The organism is Arthrobacter sp. NPDC056886, from assembly GCF_042788715.1.
Classification (GTDB): Bacteria; Actinomycetota; Actinomycetes; order Actinomycetales; family Micrococcaceae; genus Arthrobacter.
Window position 1 is genome coordinate 148,673 of record NZ_JBHUBT010000005.1, and the last position, 17,866, is coordinate 166,538.

Annotated in this window: 14 protein-coding genes; 7 read left to right on the top strand and 7 right to left on the bottom strand. The window is 65.4% G+C overall.

All coding sequences use genetic code 11. The features are described from left to right. Nucleotides 1-13 precede the first annotated feature (13 nt). Entirely contained in the window at nt 14-1,201 is a 1,188-nt protein-coding gene (locus ACFRJ8_RS10490) for a glycosyltransferase family 4 protein (protein WP_377986041.1), read from the bottom strand. 274 nt (nt 1,202-1,475) lie between these two features. On the opposite strand from ACFRJ8_RS10490, the gene ACFRJ8_RS10495 reads away from it, so the two are divergent. The 4 genes from ACFRJ8_RS10495 (at nt 1,476) to ACFRJ8_RS10510 (ending at nt 6,818) form a co-directional block, all read left to right on the top strand. Beyond that, on the top strand, nt 1,476-2,828 hold the full coding sequence (locus tag ACFRJ8_RS10495; RefSeq protein ID WP_377986042.1) for a right-handed parallel beta-helix repeat-containing protein: 1,353 nt from the start codon (nt 1,476-1,478) through the stop codon (nt 2,826-2,828). Nucleotides 2,829-3,034: 206 nt separating this feature from the next. Beyond that, the gene (locus ACFRJ8_RS10500; RefSeq protein ID WP_377986043.1) at nt 3,035-4,597 is read left to right on the top strand and encodes a right-handed parallel beta-helix repeat-containing protein; all 1,563 of its coding nucleotides are present in this window, start codon (nt 3,035-3,037) and stop codon (nt 4,595-4,597) included. 222 nt (nt 4,598-4,819) lie between these two features. Next, the gene (gene gmd / locus ACFRJ8_RS10505) at nt 4,820-5,854 is read left to right on the top strand and encodes a GDP-mannose 4,6-dehydratase (protein ID WP_377986044.1); all 1,035 of its coding nucleotides are present in this window, start codon (nt 4,820-4,822) and stop codon (nt 5,852-5,854) included. After that, nucleotides 5,847-6,818 carry a GDP-L-fucose synthase family protein gene (locus ACFRJ8_RS10510; RefSeq protein WP_377986045.1) on the top strand — a complete coding sequence of 324 codons (972 nt, stop codon included), beginning with the start codon at nt 5,847-5,849 and terminating at the stop codon, nt 6,816-6,818. Before gmd ends, ACFRJ8_RS10510 begins: the two co-directional genes overlap by 8 nt. A 2-nt stretch (nt 6,819-6,820) precedes the next feature. Here ACFRJ8_RS10510 and ACFRJ8_RS10515 read toward each other — a convergent pair whose 3' ends face one another. Further along, nucleotides 6,821-7,618, bottom strand: coding sequence for a CDP-alcohol phosphatidyltransferase family protein (locus tag ACFRJ8_RS10515; RefSeq protein ID WP_377986046.1), 798 nt, complete (start codon nt 7,616-7,618; stop codon nt 6,821-6,823). A 298-nt stretch (nt 7,619-7,916) separates the two neighbouring features. Between ACFRJ8_RS10515 and ACFRJ8_RS10520 the strand changes: the two genes are divergently transcribed. Both ACFRJ8_RS10520 and sufU read left to right on the top strand, forming a co-directional pair. Further along, nucleotides 7,917-9,224, top strand: coding sequence for an aminotransferase class V-fold PLP-dependent enzyme (locus ACFRJ8_RS10520; protein WP_377986047.1), 1,308 nt, complete (start codon nt 7,917-7,919; stop codon nt 9,222-9,224). A gap of 11 nt (nt 9,225-9,235) precedes the next feature. Further along, complete coding sequence (sufU, locus tag ACFRJ8_RS10525; protein ID WP_277526177.1) at nt 9,236-9,691, top strand: Fe-S cluster assembly sulfur transfer protein SufU; 456 nt, start codon at nt 9,236-9,238, stop codon at nt 9,689-9,691. Nucleotides 9,692-9,741: 50 nt separating this feature from the next. Here sufU and ACFRJ8_RS10530 read toward each other — a convergent pair whose 3' ends face one another. The 5 genes from ACFRJ8_RS10530 to ACFRJ8_RS10550 form a co-directional block, all read right to left on the bottom strand. Then, the gene (locus tag ACFRJ8_RS10530) at nt 9,742-11,055 is read right to left on the bottom strand and encodes a UDP-glucose dehydrogenase family protein (protein ID WP_377986048.1); all 1,314 of its coding nucleotides are present in this window, start codon (nt 11,053-11,055) and stop codon (nt 9,742-9,744) included. A gap of 56 nt (nt 11,056-11,111) precedes the next feature. Next, the gene (locus ACFRJ8_RS10535; protein ID WP_377986049.1) at nt 11,112-11,528 is read right to left on the bottom strand and encodes a VanZ family protein; all 417 of its coding nucleotides are present in this window, start codon (nt 11,526-11,528) and stop codon (nt 11,112-11,114) included. 108 nt (nt 11,529-11,636) lie between these two features. Beyond that, complete coding sequence (locus ACFRJ8_RS10540) at nt 11,637-11,858, bottom strand: SCO4848 family membrane protein (protein ID WP_377986050.1); 222 nt, start codon at nt 11,856-11,858, stop codon at nt 11,637-11,639. Between the two features lie 4 nt (nt 11,859-11,862). Beyond that, the gene (locus ACFRJ8_RS10545; RefSeq protein WP_377986051.1) at nt 11,863-12,360 is read right to left on the bottom strand and encodes a DUF2505 domain-containing protein; all 498 of its coding nucleotides are present in this window, start codon (nt 12,358-12,360) and stop codon (nt 11,863-11,865) included. Nucleotides 12,361-12,407: 47 nt separating this feature from the next. Then, nucleotides 12,408-13,973, bottom strand: coding sequence for an SDR family oxidoreductase (locus ACFRJ8_RS10550; protein ID WP_377986052.1), 1,566 nt, complete (start codon nt 13,971-13,973; stop codon nt 12,408-12,410). A gap of 220 nt (nt 13,974-14,193) precedes the next feature. Between ACFRJ8_RS10550 and mfd the strand changes: the two genes are divergently transcribed. Continuing rightward, a complete protein-coding gene (gene mfd / locus ACFRJ8_RS10555) occupies nt 14,194-17,865 on the top strand; it encodes a transcription-repair coupling factor (RefSeq protein ID WP_377986053.1) in 3,672 nt (1,223 codons plus the stop codon). The last annotated feature ends 1 nt before the right edge of the window (nt 17,866 follow it).

Genomic DNA, 17,866 nt, shown 5'->3' on the forward strand with positions numbered 1-17,866 from the left:
GCCACCTGACCTTCTAGGCCCGGGGACTTCCCTTGCGCGCGATGACATCATCGTAAATGGCTACAAGCGCGCTCAGGTTGCTTGCCGGAGTGAAGAGGGACAGATAGTCCTGGCGGGCGATCGCACCGGTGCGCAGCGATACCGCGGGGTCGTTGATCTTGAGCAGGGCTGCCCGGAGGGAAAGCGCATTTCCCGGCTCAAAAGTGAAGCCGTTCTCGCCATCGCGCACCAGTTCCGGGAACACTCCCTGGCTCGGCACCACCGCCGGGACGCCATGTGCGAATGCCTCCACGACGCTCAAACCGAAAGTCTCGAAGGCCCTGGACGGGTTGACCAGGTAACGGGCGTTGAGCAGCAGGTCCAGCGCGTCAGCACGGTCAAGCGACCCCACGAAACGGATGGACGACCCGTGCTCGGCCGCCTCTTCCTCCAACTCCCGGCGCAGGGGTCCGTCGCCGGCAATCATGAGGGTGCCCAACGAGGAATCCCAGGCCTTGATCAGCGTCGAGACGCCCTTCTCCACAGAAAGCCGTCCAAGGTAGAGGCCATAGGATCCCGTACCCGCACGAACCTGGGCAGGGGCGGGTATGAAGTGCGGTTTTATGGAGATCTGTTCCGCTGGAATTCCAGCCTGGGTCATTATTCCGCGGGCAAAATTGCTCATCACTATGAACCGGTCTACGCCCCGCTGCCAGGTGCGCAGGGCGCGGTGAGTTCCAATGGACAGGGCCAGTGGAGCGGTCGCCAGGCGGCTGTTGCGGTAGCACGCGTGGACCAGGGCCGGCGTCGGAGGACCGTTCAAGCACTTGAAGCAGGGCTGCCCGTCGCGCAGCAGCGTTCCGGCGGCGCAGACAAGCCGATAGTTGTGGAGCGTTACAACGACCGGGACGGACATTTGCCGGGCCGACGTCAGAATGGACGGGCTAATGAGCGGAAAGGAATTGTGCAGGTGGATAACGTCAAATGGCTGCTTGCTGAGCACGGCGTGCATGGCGGCCTGATCCTGCAGGGACCAGGTGACGCGCAGCGGTAATTCTGCCTTCCGGGTGGCAGGCATTGAAGCGATGTCATCACTGCGGCGGGTGTATTCAACCACCTCGTGCCCGGCACCCTCAAGCAGTCTGCGCTCCTGCTCCACTACGGTGTCCTCTCCGCTAGGATGATCGGAGCGGTAGCGGTTGTGGACCAGTAAAACGCGCAAGTGGTTCCGTTCGCAGTCGGTGATTTCACCGCATGCTATCGGATTCAACGGGTTCTTACTAGAGAAGGACGAGTATGTGATCCGTGCCTGTTGGGGATACCCGGGAGCCTTGTTGCTGGCCGTCGCACTCATGCTGAGCGGCTGCAGCGAGGCAGAGCCAGCGCGCCCGGCAGGCATCCCGCCCACAACGGCGACGGCGACGGCGGTCGCCACTGCCGCGGGCCCTACGTCCGAAAACTCTGGCAAAACTGCCGCCGCCCCCTGCACAGTTTCCGTGGAACCAGGAGCAGACCTCGCCCAGGTGGCGGAATCTCAGCCCGAAGGCGCCGTGGTTTGCCTGGCGCAAGGGCGCTTCATGGTGGACCGGCCCATCCGGCCTAAGGCCTCACAGACCTTCCGTGGCAGCGAGAACACTGTGTTGGCCGGCGACGTTCCTGTCGAAGGCTGGAGAGCCGTGGGGGCAGTTTGGACTGCCCGGGGCCATTTGCCGGCCGATTATGAAAAGTCCGGGCAGTGTGAGGATGCTCAATCGAACCCTTGTCAGGTCGCCGAAACGCTTTTCCTGGACGGCCACCCCATACGGCGGGTCATGACAAGAAACGCCGTCGCCGCAGCCACCTTCTATGCGGATTACGCGGCCAATGTCCTTTATCTTAGTCAGGATCCAACTGGGCGTGCCGCAACGCTGGCACGCACCAGAACTGCGATCACTTCGACCGCTCCAGCGGTCTCGATCGAGCACCTCACCATTCGCGGATTCGCTAATTTGGCCCAGCAGGGCGCCGTTGTGGTCGGCGGCCAGGACTGGACGGTTCGGGATTGCACCGTCACGGCTAACCACGGCGTCGGCATCATGATGGTGGAAGCAGACAAGGCACGCATCACCGGCAATACCATTGTGGCTAATGGCCAGCTGGGCCTAGGTCAATACCGTTCCCAAGGTGTTCGTATTGAAAACAACCGCATCGTCAACAACAATACGGCGGAGTTCTGGCGCGCGGACTGGGAATCGGGCGGAATTAAAGTCACGAGATCGTCCTCGACCATCGCCAACAATGACATCAGCAACAACCTTGGCGTGGGCGTGTGGGTGGACGTGGCCGGCGACGGCGTCGGCATCACCGATAACAAAATAGCCGGCAACGCCGCAGATGGTGTCCGGTACGAAATTAGCCGCAACGGGCGCATAACCGGTAACGCCGTGACCGGGAACGGACTGGCCTTGAAGCGCGGAGCTGGAACCGGCCTGCTCACCGGGGCGGGAATCACCGTGAACACCAGCAGCGATGTCACGATCGAGAAGAACGCTGTCTCCGGGAACCTCAACGGGATAGGAATCCAGGCCCGCCCGCGGGGCGAGGGGCCGTGGGGCGAGTACGTGCTCAAAAATGTGGTGGTCGCGGGGAACCTCGTTGACCTGCGAGGGCCGGACACCGCGACCACCGGCTATGTCGAGGCCGGTTCACTGACGCGTCCGCCGGACGTGGGCAGCATCAGATTTCAAAGCAACCGCTACGTCCTCAAGGACGTCACTGCGCCCAAATTCAAATACCAGGGCGATGAACTGGATTTCGAAGGTTGGCAGGGTGCCGGCAACGACACCGTAGGATCGGTCGCGCCGGCCTGATAAGGGCTGGCCTTTCCATTTCTCCGAGTGCCCGGCTTACCGTAGCCGAAGTGTGCTGTCAACGACCGACTGGATGCTGTTTCGCAACAATTTCTTGCTAGAGTGTCCAACCGTAATGCCCCTTGCATACCCGGGACGCGATTTTCGCTGGGGGAATCGCGGTCAAAGGGCGCACAGACGGGCTCGCCGACAGAAAGAAATTTCTCATGTTGTTCTCCCCTGTTATACCTATGCCCGGTATGAATCCACCCCGGCCCGGCCGCGGCCGACGAGCGGCGGCGGTGGCCTCGCTGGCAGCTGTGTTCAGCCTCGGATTCGTTGCCCCATCCTCCGCGGCCACTCCCGTTGTGGATGCCACGGTGGCCCCCGGGGCTTCGATCCAGACCGTGATCAATGCGTCACCGGAAGGTGCCCGCATCGGGCTGTCGGCTGGTACTTACCGGATTAGCAGCCCCATCAGTCCCAAACGCGGTCAGAAGCTGCTGGCACTTGGCGGCGCAGGCACTGCAGTCATCAAGGGATCGAATGTTGTCTCCGGATGGGTGAAGGATGGATCCAACGCCCGCTGGTACAAGAACGGACTGTTGCCGGCTGCCTATTCGGATGCCGGACAGTGTGAAGTCAACAGTGGAGCGGAAGCCAACCCCTGTCAGAAGCGCGAGCAGGTGTACCGGAACGGCGTCGCCATGAAGCGTGTGATGCAGCTTGGCAATCTGCGCGCCAATGGCTTTTTCCAGGATTACCAAACCAACCGCACATGGCTGGGGACTGATCCTGCCAACGCAACCATGGAAATTGCGCGGACACCGCATGCCATCAATTCCTCGGCACAGGGCGTCACGCTGAGCGGCCTGACCTTCAGCAACTTTGCCGCACCGTCCCAAAAGGGAGCGGTTCTTGTTGGCGGATCCGACTGGATCGTTGAAGGCTGTCTTTTCAAAAGAAACAATGGAATTGGGCTGCAGTTGGCCAACGCGCACCGGGCTGTCGTCCGCAACAACACGATGGTTGAAAACGGCCAGCTGGGCATGGGCCACTACGCATCCAACGGCACCGTTGTTGAAAACAATTCGATCACGAACAACAACACCGCAGGGTATTGGGGAGCCGACTGGGAAGCCGGCGGATTCAAGGCCACCTCTTCCAACGGCGTGACGTTCCGGGGTAACAACGTCCTGAACAATCGGGGCTCCGGCGTTTGGTTCGACATCAACAACATCAACGTCAATATTCTCGGAAACACCATCAATAACAATTATGCCGATGGAATCCGGTATGAGATCAGCTACAAGGCGCTCATCAGCGACAACAAGCTGACCGGCAACGGCTACGGCATGGCGACCGGGGGTGGACGGGGAAGCGACTACTCGCTGTATGCGGTGGCCGCCATCAACGTCAACTCCTCGCCCGATGTTGAGATCCGGCAGAACGTTATCGGGAAAAACCAGAACGGCATCGCCGCGCAGATGCGAAGCCGGGGCAGCGGTACCTACGGCGCCTGGGACCTGCACAACCTTTACGTCCACCACAACGATGTAACACTCGCCACCGGAACCAGGACTGGCGAGGGCGTTCAGGGATTGGGCACACTGTCTCCCGTTTCGCCGACGCCGTACTACACCGCCAAGAACAACCGGTTCGACTTCAACACGTACCGGATGGACGCCACGAGCGCCAAGCGCTTCTCGTGGAACAAGTCGTACATGACGTTCGCTTCGCTTCAGGCCGCCGGCCAGGAGCGCAGCGGGCGTGTGGTCCCGGCCGCCTAACTGCCGACGGCGATGTGGCGGGAGCCGATGGCTCCCGCCACATCGGGCCGTGATGGGCTGCGCCAATCCCGGGCATCTGCGAATTTGCACATCTTGAATTCTGAAAAGTGCTCGCAAGTGTGATCTGCCTCATCTATCATGACAGCACAGATCGTGTGGAGCCCTTAGGACCGGGGTCCGGACATTTGCCGTTCATCATCGTTCGAGACTTCGGGGGACCTTGTGATTAAACGCGCGCTTATTACCGGTATAACGGGTCAGGACGGTTCATATCTGGCCGAACTTCTCCTCAAGAAGGGCTACGAGGTCCACGGCCTCATTCGCAGGGCTTCCACCTTCAACACGGTGAGGATAGAGCACCTGTACGTTGATCCGCATGAGCCGGATGCGAGGCTCTTCCTCCACTACGGGGACCTGAGCGACGGGGCACGGCTTGTCACCCTGATCGCGAAAATCAAGCCTGACGAGGTCTACAACCTGGCGGCCCAGTCGCACGTCCGGGTTTCTTTTGACGAACCAGAGCACACGGCTGACACCACTGGAGTGGGCTCTGTGCGCATGCTCGAAGCTGTGCGTCTGGCCGGAATCGACACCCGGTATTACCAAGCATCCTCGTCGGAGATGTTCGGCGCTACGCCGCCGCCGCAAAGCGAAGAAACTCCGTTCTACCCACGCTCTCCCTATGGGGCTGCAAAGGTCTACAGCTACTGGGTGACGAAGAACTACCGCGAAGCCTACGGAATGTACGCCGTTAACGGCGTCCTGTTCAACCATGAGTCCCCTCGGCGCGGCGAAACCTTTGTCACGCGCAAAATCACCCGGGCCGTGGCCGCCATCAGTGCCGGACTTCAGGACACGCTCTACATGGGCAACCTCGACGCGGTCCGAGACTGGGGGTACGCCGCCGAGTACGTCGAAGGCATGTGGAGGATGCTGCAGGCCGATGAGCCCGACGATTTTGTGCTCGCTACCGGCGCCGCTTACACGGTCCGTGACTTCCTGGAAATTGCGTTCACTCACGCCGGGCTCAATTGGGAAGACCACGTCGAGTTCGACGAGCGCTACCTTCGTCCCACCGAAGTGGATGCGCTGGTGGGCGATGCGTCCAAGGCAAGAGAAAAACTCGGATGGAAAGCCACAGTCGAAACCCCGGAACTGGCCCGGCTGATGGTTGAGGCCGACATGGAAGTCCTGAAGCATCCCGGCGGATGGATCGACACCGTCGACCTCGGCAGCTGGGGCAGCGGGGATGACTGAGGCCACACACTTCACGCCCGGTCCGCTAGAGCGCGAGGCCCCTTTCTACATCGCCGGCCACCGTGGCCTGGCCGGATCCGCGCTTTGGCGCTCACTGGCCAAGGCAGGGTTCACAAACCTGATCGGCCGTAGCTCGCATGAGCTGGATCTGAAAGACCGCGACGCCACTTTCGCCTTCTTTCGTGAAGCGAAGCCGAGGTACGTGGTCCTGGCTGCCGCCAAGGTGGGCGGGATCATGGCCAACAACACCTATCCCGCGGATTTTCTCAGCGAAAACCTCCAGATTCAGGTCAACGTGCTGGATGCGGCGCAGGAGGCAGGAGTCGAGCGGCTTCTGTTTCTCGGCTCGTCGTGCATCTACCCCAAGCTGGCACCTCAGCCCATCAAGGAGGAATACCTCCTCACCGGTCATTTGGAGCCGACCAATGACGCTTACGCCATTGCGAAAATCGCCGGCATCCTCCAGGTCCAAGCCGTACGGCGCCAGCACGGGCTAGCCTGGATCTCGGCTATGCCCACAAACCTCTATGGCCCGGGCGACAATTTCTCGCCGCAAGGCTCGCACGTGCTGCCGGCCCTGATCCGACGCTATGCGGAAGCGGTGGCCGCGGGCTCAGAGTCGGTGACGAACTGGGGCACCGGAACACCGCGCCGGGAGTTCCTGCACGTCGATGACATGGCAGAGGCTTGCCTGCACCTGATGGAACACTATGACGGCCCGGAACAGGTCAACGTTGGCGCCGGGACGGATGTGAGCATTGCCGAGCTGGCCACAATGGTGGCGGATGCGGTCGGGTTCACGGGAACGACAGTGTGGGACACGGCCAAACCCGACGGGACTCCGCAGAAGCTCCTCGACGTCTCCAAGCTGGCGGACTCCGGCTGGAGATACCGTGTCCCCCTGGAGAAAGGCATCGGCGGCACCGTGGAGTGGTACCGGATGCAGGAGTCGGTCCGGCAATAGCCTCAGAGTTCTGTGGGGGCCGCTGCCTGGGCCCTGTCGGCTGAGCCATAACTTCGCATTTCACCGTACCAGCGCGGCATCGCCAGCAGGAGGAAGCACACGTTGATGCCGAAAAAGACTGCATAGACAACGGAAAAAAGCGGCGGGATGGACCACAGGAAAAATGCCAGGCACAGCACCCCGTACTCAGTGGGCAGGACGGCCAGGGAATAGAGAATTGATGAGCTGCCTTCCCCGGCCAATCGGGTCGAGGTGGATCCGCGGTGCGCCCGCCTCATCTGGTCGGTCAAAATGATCGCGAAAAAAAGCACCACGGCAAGCAACTGGTAGAGCAAGGGAACGGCCAGCCAGGCGCCCCTCTCGACGTAGCCCTGGTACCAAGCCACTAGCACCGCCAAGTGGAGGGAAGCCATCTTGACCGCGTCGACAACGTGGTCCAGCCACTCGCCGGCAAAGCTTCCGCCGCCGCGCAGCCTAGCCAGCTGGCCGTCCGCCGAGTCCAGGGCGTAGCCGAGAATGAGCAGCACGGCAACCAGCACACTGATCACCGGCGTCGCCGGAGCAAACGCGATCAGCCCTATCCCGGCGAAACTGCACAGGGCGCTCACCGCCGTCACGCCGTTGGGCGTCATATGCAACTTGTACGCCAGCGCGGCAAGATGGCGGCCCGCGGGACGGTTCAGGAAGCGTGCGTAGGCGGAGGCGCCTTTTGATGTCTTTTGCTTCGATCGCAGGGCCTGAACCAGTTCGCGGTGAGAAGTTGAGGGGGCCAGCGGCTGCTGGGTCTGGTCTACCTGCACGGGGAAGTTTCGGTCGCGGCCCAATTCCGAAGCCCGGAGACTGCCTTATTCCATTGCATGAAGTCATCGTAGCGGCCAAGACCTGCAGGAACTATAAATATGCTTAGTGGTTTTCCGCATGACGCGGGGGCGCAATTCAAACTCAGCCCGGGGTGGGACGGTTCTACAGGCACCCGCACTGCGGGGACATCCACGCATGGAATAATTAGGATTAATCTGCGTGACGTAATGGCGACGCCTGCCTTCCGGCCGGCGCGCTCGAGGCGCCGCAGCGAACGCCGATCCAGGAGTCTCCGCCATGGTTGCCACACCAGCCCACCTCCGCAGCTCTGCCATCACGCTCGGGAACGACGAGGTCCTGAGGATCCGCAACGACTTCCCGATCCTGCAGCAGCACGTCAACGGCAAGCCGCTCATCTACCTGGACTCCGGGGCTACCTCGCAGAACCCGCTCAGCGTGCTCGAGGCCGAGCAAGAGTTCTACGAGCAGCGGAACTCGGCGGTCCACCGCGGGGCGCACCACCTCGCCGTCGAGGCCACCGAAGCGTTCGAAAACGCCCGGGAAACCGTGGCGGACTTCGTCGGGGCGGAGTGGGATGAACTGATCTGGACCTCCAACGCCACGGAGGGCCTGAACCTGCTCACCTACTCCTTCCTCAATGCGTCCCTGCCCGGCGCCGCCCCCGAAGCAGCCCGGTTCGCGCTGGCCCCGGGCGACGAAGTCGTGGTCACGGAGATGGAACACCACGCCAACCTGATTCCCTGGCAGGAGCTGGCGGCCCGGACCGGCGCCGTCATCAGGTTCATCCCGATCGACGACGCCGGCGCCCTGGACCTGGAGGCCGCCGCCGGCATCATTGGCCCCCGCACCCGCATCCTGGCGTTCACGCACGCGTCCAACGTCCTGGGCACCATCAACCCGGTCGCCGCCCTGGTGGCCTTGGCCCGTTCCGCGGGCGCCCTGGTGGTGCTCGACGCCTGCCAGTCCGCGCCGCACCTGCCCCTGGACCTCAAGGCGCTCGACGTCGACTTCGCGGTGTTCTCCGGCCACAAAATGCTCGCCCCCACCGGCATCGGCGCCCTCTACGGCCGCTCGGAGCTGCTTAACGCGATGCCGCCGTTCCTGACCGGCGGTTCCATGATCACCACCGTCACGATGGAACGGGCGGGCTTCCTGCCAAGCCCGCAGCGCTTCGAGGCCGGCACCCAGCGCATTTCGCAGGCCGTGGCACTCGCCGCGGCGGTGAACTACCTCAGCGAAACCGGGATGGACCGCATCCACGCCTGGGAGGCCGAACTCGGCCAGCGCCTCGTGCAGGGCCTGGAATCCATCCCGGGCATCCGTGTGCTGGGTCCCGCGGCGGGGCAGGAACGGATCGGCCTGGCGGCGTTCGACGTCGCCGGCGTCCACGCGCACGACGTCGGCCAGTTCCTGGACAGCCGGGGCATTGCCGTGCGGGTGGGCCACCACTGCGCCCAACCGCTGCACCGCCGGCTCGGGTTGACGGCCACGACGCGCGCCAGCACGTACCTGTACAACACCACGGACGATGTGGACGCGTTCCTCAACGCGGCCGCCGATGTCCGTGCCTACTTCCAAGCCTAGGACGGACATCCATGAGTCTTGACCAGCTCTACCAGCAGATCATCCTGGAACACGCCAAGGCCCGGCACGGCAGCGGCCTGGCCGCGGCGGCCGCGCCGGAGGACGCCAGCAGCGGCCAGTCCCACCAGCTGAACCCGACCTGCGGTGACGAGATCACCGTCCGGGTGTCCGTGGCCGGCGGGAAAGTCAGTGAGCTGCGCTGGGACGGCGATGGCTGCTCCATCTCCATGGCCTCGGCGTCTGTGCTGACGGACCTCGCCGAAGGCATGAGCGTCGGGGAACTCCGCACCGTCATTGACAGCTTCCGCGAAGTGCTGCGTTCGCGCGGCAAGGTGCCGGCCGATCCGGAGGTGCTGGGCGACGCGGCCGCGTTTGAGGGCGTGTCCCGCTATGCCGCCCGGGTCAAGTGCGCCATGCTCTCATGGGTGGCCGCGGAAGACGCTCTCGGCCAGGCGCTGGCAGCCTGACGGCAGCCTCATAGAACCGAGCTAGGGCCGGCCCGCTACGGCGGCCTGCGTTACGGCCGGCCCAGGCCCTTGTAGGTCCAGCCGGCGGCCCGCCACTTGGCCGGGTCCAGCACGTTGCGGCCGTCCAGGATGCGCGGCGCCGACACGAACGCCTTGGTTGCGTGCGGGTCCAGTTCCCGGTATGCCTGCCACTCGGTCAGCAGCAGCACGGCGTCGGCCCTGTGCAGCGCCGTCTCCAGATCCGGTTCGAGCGGAAGCTCCGGGAAGCGTTTTGCGGCGTTGGCCAGCGCCTGGGGGTCGGTGACCGTCACAACGGCGCCTTGCAGCTGCAGCTGCGCGGCGGCGCTCAACGCGGGGGAGTCCCGGACGTCGTCGCTTTCGGGCTTAAAGGCCGCCCCGAGCACGGCGATCCGCTGTCCCATCAGGGTGCCGCCACAGAGCTCCCGGGTAAGCTCCACGACGCGGGTCCGGCGCCTCATGTTGATGGCGTCAACCTCGCGAAGGAAAGTCAGCGCCTGGTCCGCGCCGAGCTCGCCGGCGCGGGCCATGAAGGCACGGATATCCTTGGGCAGGCAGCCGCCGCCGAAGCCGATGCCTGCGTTGAGGAATTTCCTGCCGATCCGCTCATCGAGTCCGATGGCATCGGCAAGCCGGGTGACGTCGGCCCCCGTGGCTTCGCAGACCTCGGCCATGGCGTTGATGAAGGAAATCTTGGTGGCCAGGAACGAGTTGGCGGCAGTCTTGACGAGTTCTGCGGTGGCGTAGTCCGTCACCAGCCGGGGCTTCCCATCCGCGAGCGGCTGAGCATACACCTGGTCCAACACGGCAACGGCGGGGTGGTCTTCGCTCCCGTCCGGCACGCCGTACACAAACCTGTCCGGATTCAAGGTGTCCGTCACCGCGTGGCCTTCGCGCAGGAACTCGGGATTCCAGGTCAGCATCGCACCGGGTTCTGTCTCCGCCAGCATTTCGGCCAGTCGCGCCGCGGTGCCCACCGGCACCGTGGACTTTCCTGCAACGACATCGCCCGGGGATACGTATTCGGCGAGCGATGCGACCGCCGCGTCGACGAATCGGAGGTCGGCGGCGTTCTCGCCGCGTTTCTGCGGCGTGCCCACGCAGATGAAGTGGACCTCAGACCCGCGGGCCGCCGCCATGTCCGTGGTGAACCGCAACCGCCCCGATTCCTCAAGCTCGGAGAGCAGCTCGTCCAGCACGGGTTCGTAGAAGGGGGCATGGCCCGCTGACAGCTGCGCAACCTTGTGTTCGTCGAGGTCGATGCCCACAACGTCGTGGCCCAGCTTTGCCATGCACGCAGCATGGACTGCACCGAGATAACCGCATCCGATAACCGAGATCCGCACAGTTCCGATGTCCTCCCGTTATGGCCTGTTCACAGCGTACGCGGTGCGCCCGGGGATCACACAGTCCCGCGGCGTGCCATGAAGGGCAACGCCGAGAGGGCCCCCAACAGGGCGCCGACGGTGTTCGCGGCGACGTCAACGACCGAGGGAAACCGCGCCGGGAGGAAGACGAGCTGGGCCAGCTCAACCAGGACGGAGAGCAGGAATCCGACGGCAACTCCGCCCCACCAGAGCCGCGGGCCGAGGATCCGGGAGACCAGGGCGCCCAGTGGCAGGAACAGGATGACGTTCGAGGCCATCTCCACGGCCGAATAGTTGAACCATGGAGGGACGCCCCAGCGGTGCAGCTGCCGCAGCGACCGCGTCAGGAAATCAGATGCGCCCTGGTCCACGGGAACGGGCCAGAGGGCAATGAGGCCTAGGCCCAGCAGATAGGCGCCCAGTGCCCACATGGCCGCACGGCGGGGTAGCAAGTGGCGGTCCCCTTTCAGCGGTCCACTTTTTGCTGATTCTAGCGCCGGAACCTGACCGGGGCAGGAGTCCCGGCACACCGGCGGCTACTGCCGCCGGTGTGCCGGATCCTAGCTGACCAGCCCGGCAATGCCGATCGCGGCCGTCGCGGCCCCCAGCAGCATGGAGATGCTGACGAGGACCACGTGAACGGTCAGGAAGCGCGTGGCCTTGCCGTCGGCGTCGCGGGCCCGCGGGTCCTTCATGACTCGGCGCAGGAACTGCGGCCAGACCACCAGGGACCAGAGGCCGGCAATGATCAGAACGACGGCGAGGAACGCTGGCAACTCCACGACGCTAGTGGCTCTCGAGCCAGGCCTGGGCCTGCTGGGACTGCAGGTTCAGGGCCTTGCCGACCATCGGCTCGGCGGCGTCGGCGATCTTGCCGCCCAGGAACGGCACCGAGGACGTGACGTTGCCCTCGAGCTCGATCCGGGTGCTGCCGCCGTCGGACACCAGGCGCTGGACAGCGTTCACGTCCAGCGGAGCGCCGGAGACCTTCAGGGAGATCTTGCTCTGCCGGGAGCCGTCGGCGGCGGGAGCCTCCCAGGCTTCGAGCTGTGTCACTTTCAGGCTTTCGCCGACAAATTTCCGGGCGATGTCGGGCATCCGGGTGGTAGGGATGGTCCGCACGGTGGTGGTGCTGAAGGCGCCGGCGGGATCTCCGTCAAGGGCGAAAGATTCCAAGGTGCCGCCGACGAGTTCGCTCGTGTGGCGCAGGAAGTCTTCATTGACGAAAACCGCGGTAACAAGGTCGACGCTGTGCGGGACGGTGGTGGATGCACTCAGGGCCATAGGGGGTCCTCCATGATGTGGAAGTGGACGTTTCGGGCTCCAACATCCTACGTGGTGTGCCCGGCAGGCTTCGATTCGAGGTTTTCCAGATCCTTGGCGGCCGCTGTGATGTTCCGCGACATGGCGGGAAATATGACGCTGTGGAACGGCAGGACGGCCAGCCAGTAAAGGCGGCCGCTGAGGCCCTTGGGGAAGAAAATGGCGCGCTGGTGGTAGCGGCTACCCGTGCCCTCCGGCTCCACGGAAAGTTCGAGCCAAGCCCGGCCCGGAGCCCGCATTTCGGCCCGCAGCCGCAGCAGCCGGCCGCGGTCGATCTGCTCGACCCGCCACCAGTCCACCACTTCGCCCTCCGCGAGCAGATGCGGGTGCCGGCGGCCGCGCAGCAGCCCTGCCCCACCGGTCAGCTTGTCAAGCCAGCCGCGCACCTGCCACGCCAGCGGCAGGGAGTACCAGCCGTTCCGGCCGCCGATTCCTTCGATGATGGTCCACACGTGCTTCGGGTCCACGTCGCTGGGGAAGCTGCGCTCGTCCACGAACACTGTGTGGCCGGACCAGTCCGGGTCGCTCGGCAGCGGATCGGCGTCGACCCCGGCGCTAGCCCACGTGGTTTCCACCTGGCCGTCGCGTTCCTTACCCAGGGCAAGGGCCACGGCACGCCGGTAGGAGGTCAGGCCGCCCTCGGGGACCGAGATGTGGGCATCGATGTCGTGCTCCCGGGAAACGGCGTCGTGCTGCAGCGATTCCACGAGCGGCAGGGACATGGAGAGCGGGATCGGCGTTACAAGCGCCACCCACAGGCCGGCCAGCTTGGGGGCCGGCACGGGCAGGGCAAGGACCCAGCGGTGGGGGAGTCCGGCCTCTGCGGCGTATTCCTGCATCATTCCGGCGTAGCTGAGCACCTGGCGGCAGCCGATATCAAACGTCCGGTTGATGTCACCTTCCAGCGAGGCCGCCGCCACGAGGTAGTACAGGACATCGCGGACGGCGATCGCCTCGATCTTGTTGCGCACCCAGCTTGGGGCCGGCATGAGCGGGAGCGTCTCGGACAGGTGCCTGATCATTTCGAACGACGCCGAGCCTGAGCCGATGACGACGCCGGCCTGGAACACCACTGCGTCCACCGGGCTGTCCAGGAAGACTTTCCCCACCGCCTCGCGGGAGCGCATGTGCGTGGACAGTTCGGCCCCGGCCGGGTGCAGGCCGCCGAGGTAGACTATCCGGTCCACTCCGGCTGCTGCCGCGGCGCGGGCAGCCGTCCCGGCCATCGCCTTTTCCTTGTCCTCGAAGCCGGCTCCGGCCGCCATGGAATGGACCAGGTAGTACAGGACGTCGACGCCGTCGAGCGCCTCCTGCAGAGCCTCGCCGTCGTCGAGGCTGCTGTGAACCACCTCGACCTCGTCCAGCCACGGCACGCCGCCGATCTTGGCCGGGGTCCGGACCACGACTTTGACCCGGTGCCCGGCTTCCAGGAGCCGGGGGACCAGCCGCCCGCCGATGTAGCCGGTGGCCCCGGTGACCAGCACAGTTTTCCGGGAGGCGGCCTTCGCGGAAGCTGCCTGCGGGGCTGGAGCCGGCGTTCGGGTGGGTCCAGGGGTAGCGGTTGTGCCGTTCATGGTGACTCCTTGTCAGCCAGCAGTTGGCGGGTGGCCTACCAAGCCATTCGGTGCCCAGGCCACTTCGGATGGGCCCCGCTCCTCCTGCCAGCCTAGCCCCGCCGGTCCAGCCCGTCGGCCTGGCCGTGGCCTCCGCGGTAGGCTTGGAGGACCCGGGATTCTCACGAATTGCGGCTATTCGTGTTGCCTGCACCCCGTGATCACATCAGGAGCAACAGCTATGAGCCTCAACGGCCCCTCTCTCACCGGCCTGCGCCGTGTCCTCGCCGAAGACCGGAATTACGCGCGGGTCCAGGCCGAGGCCGCCCGCGGGTTCGCCGCCCGCAGCGAGGACTACCAGATCAGCGCCCCGGCCGGAATGCGGTCCACGCTGCTCGCCGAAATGGCGGACGGACTCACGACGCAGGCGGCGAACGAAACCGGCGCTGCCGGCGCCGTCCGTCCGGTGCCCGTGGTCCTGGCCGTCACCGCGACCGGCCGTGAGGCCGAGGACCTGACCGAGGCCCTGCGCGCCTTCCTGCCGGCCGACGCCGTGGCCGAGTTCCCCAGCTGGGAGACCCTGCCGCATGAGCGGCTCTCCCCGCGCTCGGACACCGTGGGCCGGCGGCTGTCCGTGCTGCGGCGGCTCGCTCACCCCGAGTCGTCCACTGCCGGTGCGCTGCGCGTCGTAGTTGCCCCCGTGCGCGCCGTCGTCCAGCCGATCGTCGCCGGCCTGGGCGAACTGGTGCCCGTGACCCTGAAGCTCGGCCAGGAGGCCCCCTTCAGCAGCGTCGTCAAGAGCCTCGCCGACGCCGCCTACGCCCGGGTGGACATGGTGACGCGCCGCGGCGAGTTCGCCGTCCGCGGCGGCATGCTGGACGTCTTCCCGCCCACCGAGGACCACCCCATCCGGGTCGAGTTCTTCGGCGACGAGGTGGATCAGATGCGCTGGTTCGCCGTCGCCGACCAGCGCTCGCTGACCGGGCCCGGCCTGCACCATCCCACCGAACTCCACGCCCCGCCGTGCCGCGAAATCCTGATCACGCCCTCCGTCATGTCCCGCGCGGCCACCCTGAAGTCCCAGCTCCCGGCCGCCGCGGACATGCTGGAGAAGATCGCCGGCGGCATCGCCGTCGAAGGCATGGAATCGCTGGCCCCCGTCCTGGTGGATGCGATGGTGCCGTTCCTGGACCAGCTTCCGGCCGGTTCCATCTCGGTGGTGATCGAGCCGGAGAAGGTCCGCACCCGGGCCCACGACCTCGCCGCCACCAACGAAGAATTCCTCGAGGCCGCTTGGTCGAAGGCCTCCGACGGCGGTACGGCGCCGCTCGATTTAAGTTCCGCGGCGTCAGAAGCTTTGCATTCGGCCAGCTTCCGCTCGCTGACCGAAACCCGCACCGCCGCTCTGGAGCACGGCGTCTCTTGGTGGTCCATCACCTCACTGGCCAGCGACGAAGAGCTGCTGCCCGACGTCGACGTGCTGAACCTGCATGCCCGGGAACCCCGCGGCTACCAGGGCGACGTGGCGGAAATGATGGACTTCATTGGCTCCCGCGTCCGGGACCAGTGGCGGATCGTCGTGGTCACCGAGGGCCCCGGCCCGGCGCAGCGCCTCGCCGAACTCTTCCACGACAACGACATCCCCTGCGCGCGGGTGGACACCCTCGACGCGGATCCGCAGGCCGGACTGATCGAGGTGACAACCGCCGCCGTCGGCCGCGGATTTGTTCTGGATCCGCTCAAACTGGCGCTGCTGACCGAGGCTGACCTGCTGGGCCGTACCTCCGCCGGTTCCACCAAGGACATGCGGCGGATGCCGTCCAAGCGGCGGAACGCCGTGGATCCGCTCCAGCTGGTGGCCGGGGACTCCGTGGTCCACGAACAGCACGGCATTGGCCGGTTCGTGGAGCTGATCCAGCGCCGGGTGGCGGGTGGCGGCGACGGGGTGCGCGAATACCTGGTCCTGGAATATGCCCCGTCCAAGCGCGGAGCCCCGGGGGACCGGCTCTTTGTGCCCACCGACCAGCTGGACCAGGTCACCCGGTACGTCGGCGGCGACACCCCGGCGCTGAGCAAGATGGGCGGCGCGGACTGGGCCAGCACCAAGTCCAAGGCCCGCAGGGCGGTCAAGGAGATCGCCGGCGAGCTGATCCGGCTGTACTCGGCCCGCATGGCCTCCCGCGGCTACGCCTTCGGCCCGGACACCCCGTGGCAGCGGGAACTGGAGGAGGCCTTCCCGTACGTGGAGACCCCGGACCAGCTCACCACCATCAACGAGGTCAAGGCAGACATGGAGCGCGAGATTCCGATGGACCGGCTCATCTCCGGCGACGTCGGCTACGGCAAGACCGAGATCGCGGTCCGGGCCGCGTTCAAGGCCGTCCAGGACGGCAAGCAGGTGGCCGTGCTGGTGCCCACCACGCTGCTTGCCCAGCAGCACTACGAGACCTTCACCGAACGGTTTTCCGGTTTCCCGCTGGTGGTTAAGCCGCTGTCCCGCTTCCAGAGCGGCAAGGAAGCCAAGGAAACCGCCGACGGCGTCAAGAGCGGCTCCGTGGACGTCGTGATCGGCACGCACCGCCTGCTGTCCAAGGACTTCGGCTTCAAGGACCTCGGCCTAGTGATCGTTGACGAGGAGCAGCGCTTCGGCGTCGAACACAAGGAGGCGCTCAAGAAGATGCGCACCAACGTGGACGTCCTGGCCATGAGCGCCACCCCGATTCCGCGGACCCTGGAAATGTCCCTGACCGGCATCCGCGAGACCTCCACGCTGGCCACCCCGCCGGAGGAACGGCACCCGGTGCTGACCTACGTGGGCCCGTACACGGAGAAGCAGACCTCCGCCGCGATCCGGCGCGAACTGATGCGCGAAGGCCAGGTGTTCTTCGTCCACAACCGGGTGTCCACGATCGACCGCACCGCGGCGAAGATCCGTGAACTGGTCCCGGAGGCGCGGGTGGAGGTGGCGCACGGGCAGATGTCCGAGAGCCGGCTGGAACAGATCATCGTGGACTTCTGGGAAAAGCGCTTCGACGTCCTGGTCTGCACCACCATCATCGAGACCGGCCTGGACATCTCCAACGCCAACACCCTGATCGTGGACGGTGCGGACAAGTACGGCCTCTCCCAGCTGCACCAGCTGCGCGGACGGGTGGGCCGCGGCCGGGAACGCGCCTACGCCTACTTCCTCTACCCCGCGGAAAAGCCGCTCGGCGAGGTGGCGCTGGAACGGCTCAAGGCCGTCGCGACGCACAACGAGCTCGGCGCCGGCATGCAGCTGGCCATGAAGGACCTGGAGATCCGCGGGGCCGGCAACCTGCTCGGCGGCGAGCAGTCCGGCCACATCCAGGGCGTCGGCTTCGACCTCTATATCCGGCTGGTGGGCGAGGCCGTGGCCGAGTACCGGGGCGAGGCCGAGGAGAAGGCCGCCGAAATGAAGATCGAGCTGCCGGTCAACGCGCACCTGCCGCACGACTACGTGCCGGGCGAACGGCTGCGCCTGGAGGCCTACCGCAAGCTGGCCAGCGCCATCACCTACGAGGCGATCGACGAGGTCCTCGCGGAGCTCGTGGACCGCTATGGCGAACTGCCGCTGCCCGCCACCAACCTGATCGACGTCGCCCGGTTCCGGGTGGGCGCCCGCGAGGCCGGACTGTCCGACGTCGCGCTGCAGGGCAACTTCATCAAGTTCTCCCCGGCGCAGCTGCCGGAGTCCAAGCTCATGCGCCTGACCCGGATGTACCCCGGCGCGCAGGCGAAGCCTGCCCTGGACGCCGTGCTCGTCCCCAAGCCCAAGACCGCCAGGATCGGCGGCCGGGACCTGCAGGACGCCGAGATCCTTGAGTGGGCCAACGGCGTCATCCGCAACATTTTCGCTGATGCCGCTGTATCTGCGACACCGGCGGTGAAATAAC

Bases quoted from the DNA above. Each gene is read 5' to 3' on its own strand.
- ACFRJ8_RS10500 (WP_377986043.1), top strand. From the start codon at position 3,035: ATGTTGTTCTCCCCTGTTATACCTATGCCCGGTATGAATCCACCCCGG.
- ACFRJ8_RS10510 (WP_377986045.1), top strand. From the start codon at position 5,847: ATGACTGAGGCCACACACTTCACGCCCGGTCCGCTAGAGCGCGAGGCC.
- ACFRJ8_RS10520 (WP_377986047.1), top strand. From the start codon at position 7,917: ATGGTTGCCACACCAGCCCACCTCCGCAGCTCTGCCATCACGCTCGGG.
- sufU (WP_277526177.1), top strand. From the start codon at position 9,236: ATGAGTCTTGACCAGCTCTACCAGCAGATCATCCTGGAACACGCCAAG.
- ACFRJ8_RS10545 (WP_377986051.1), bottom strand. From the start codon at position 12,360: ATGGCCCTGAGTGCATCCACCACCGTCCCGCACAGCGTCGACCTTGTT.
- ACFRJ8_RS10550 (WP_377986052.1), bottom strand. From the start codon at position 13,973: ATGAACGGCACAACCGCTACCCCTGGACCCACCCGAACGCCGGCTCCA.
- mfd (WP_377986053.1), top strand. From the start codon at position 14,194: ATGAGCCTCAACGGCCCCTCTCTCACCGGCCTGCGCCGTGTCCTCGCC.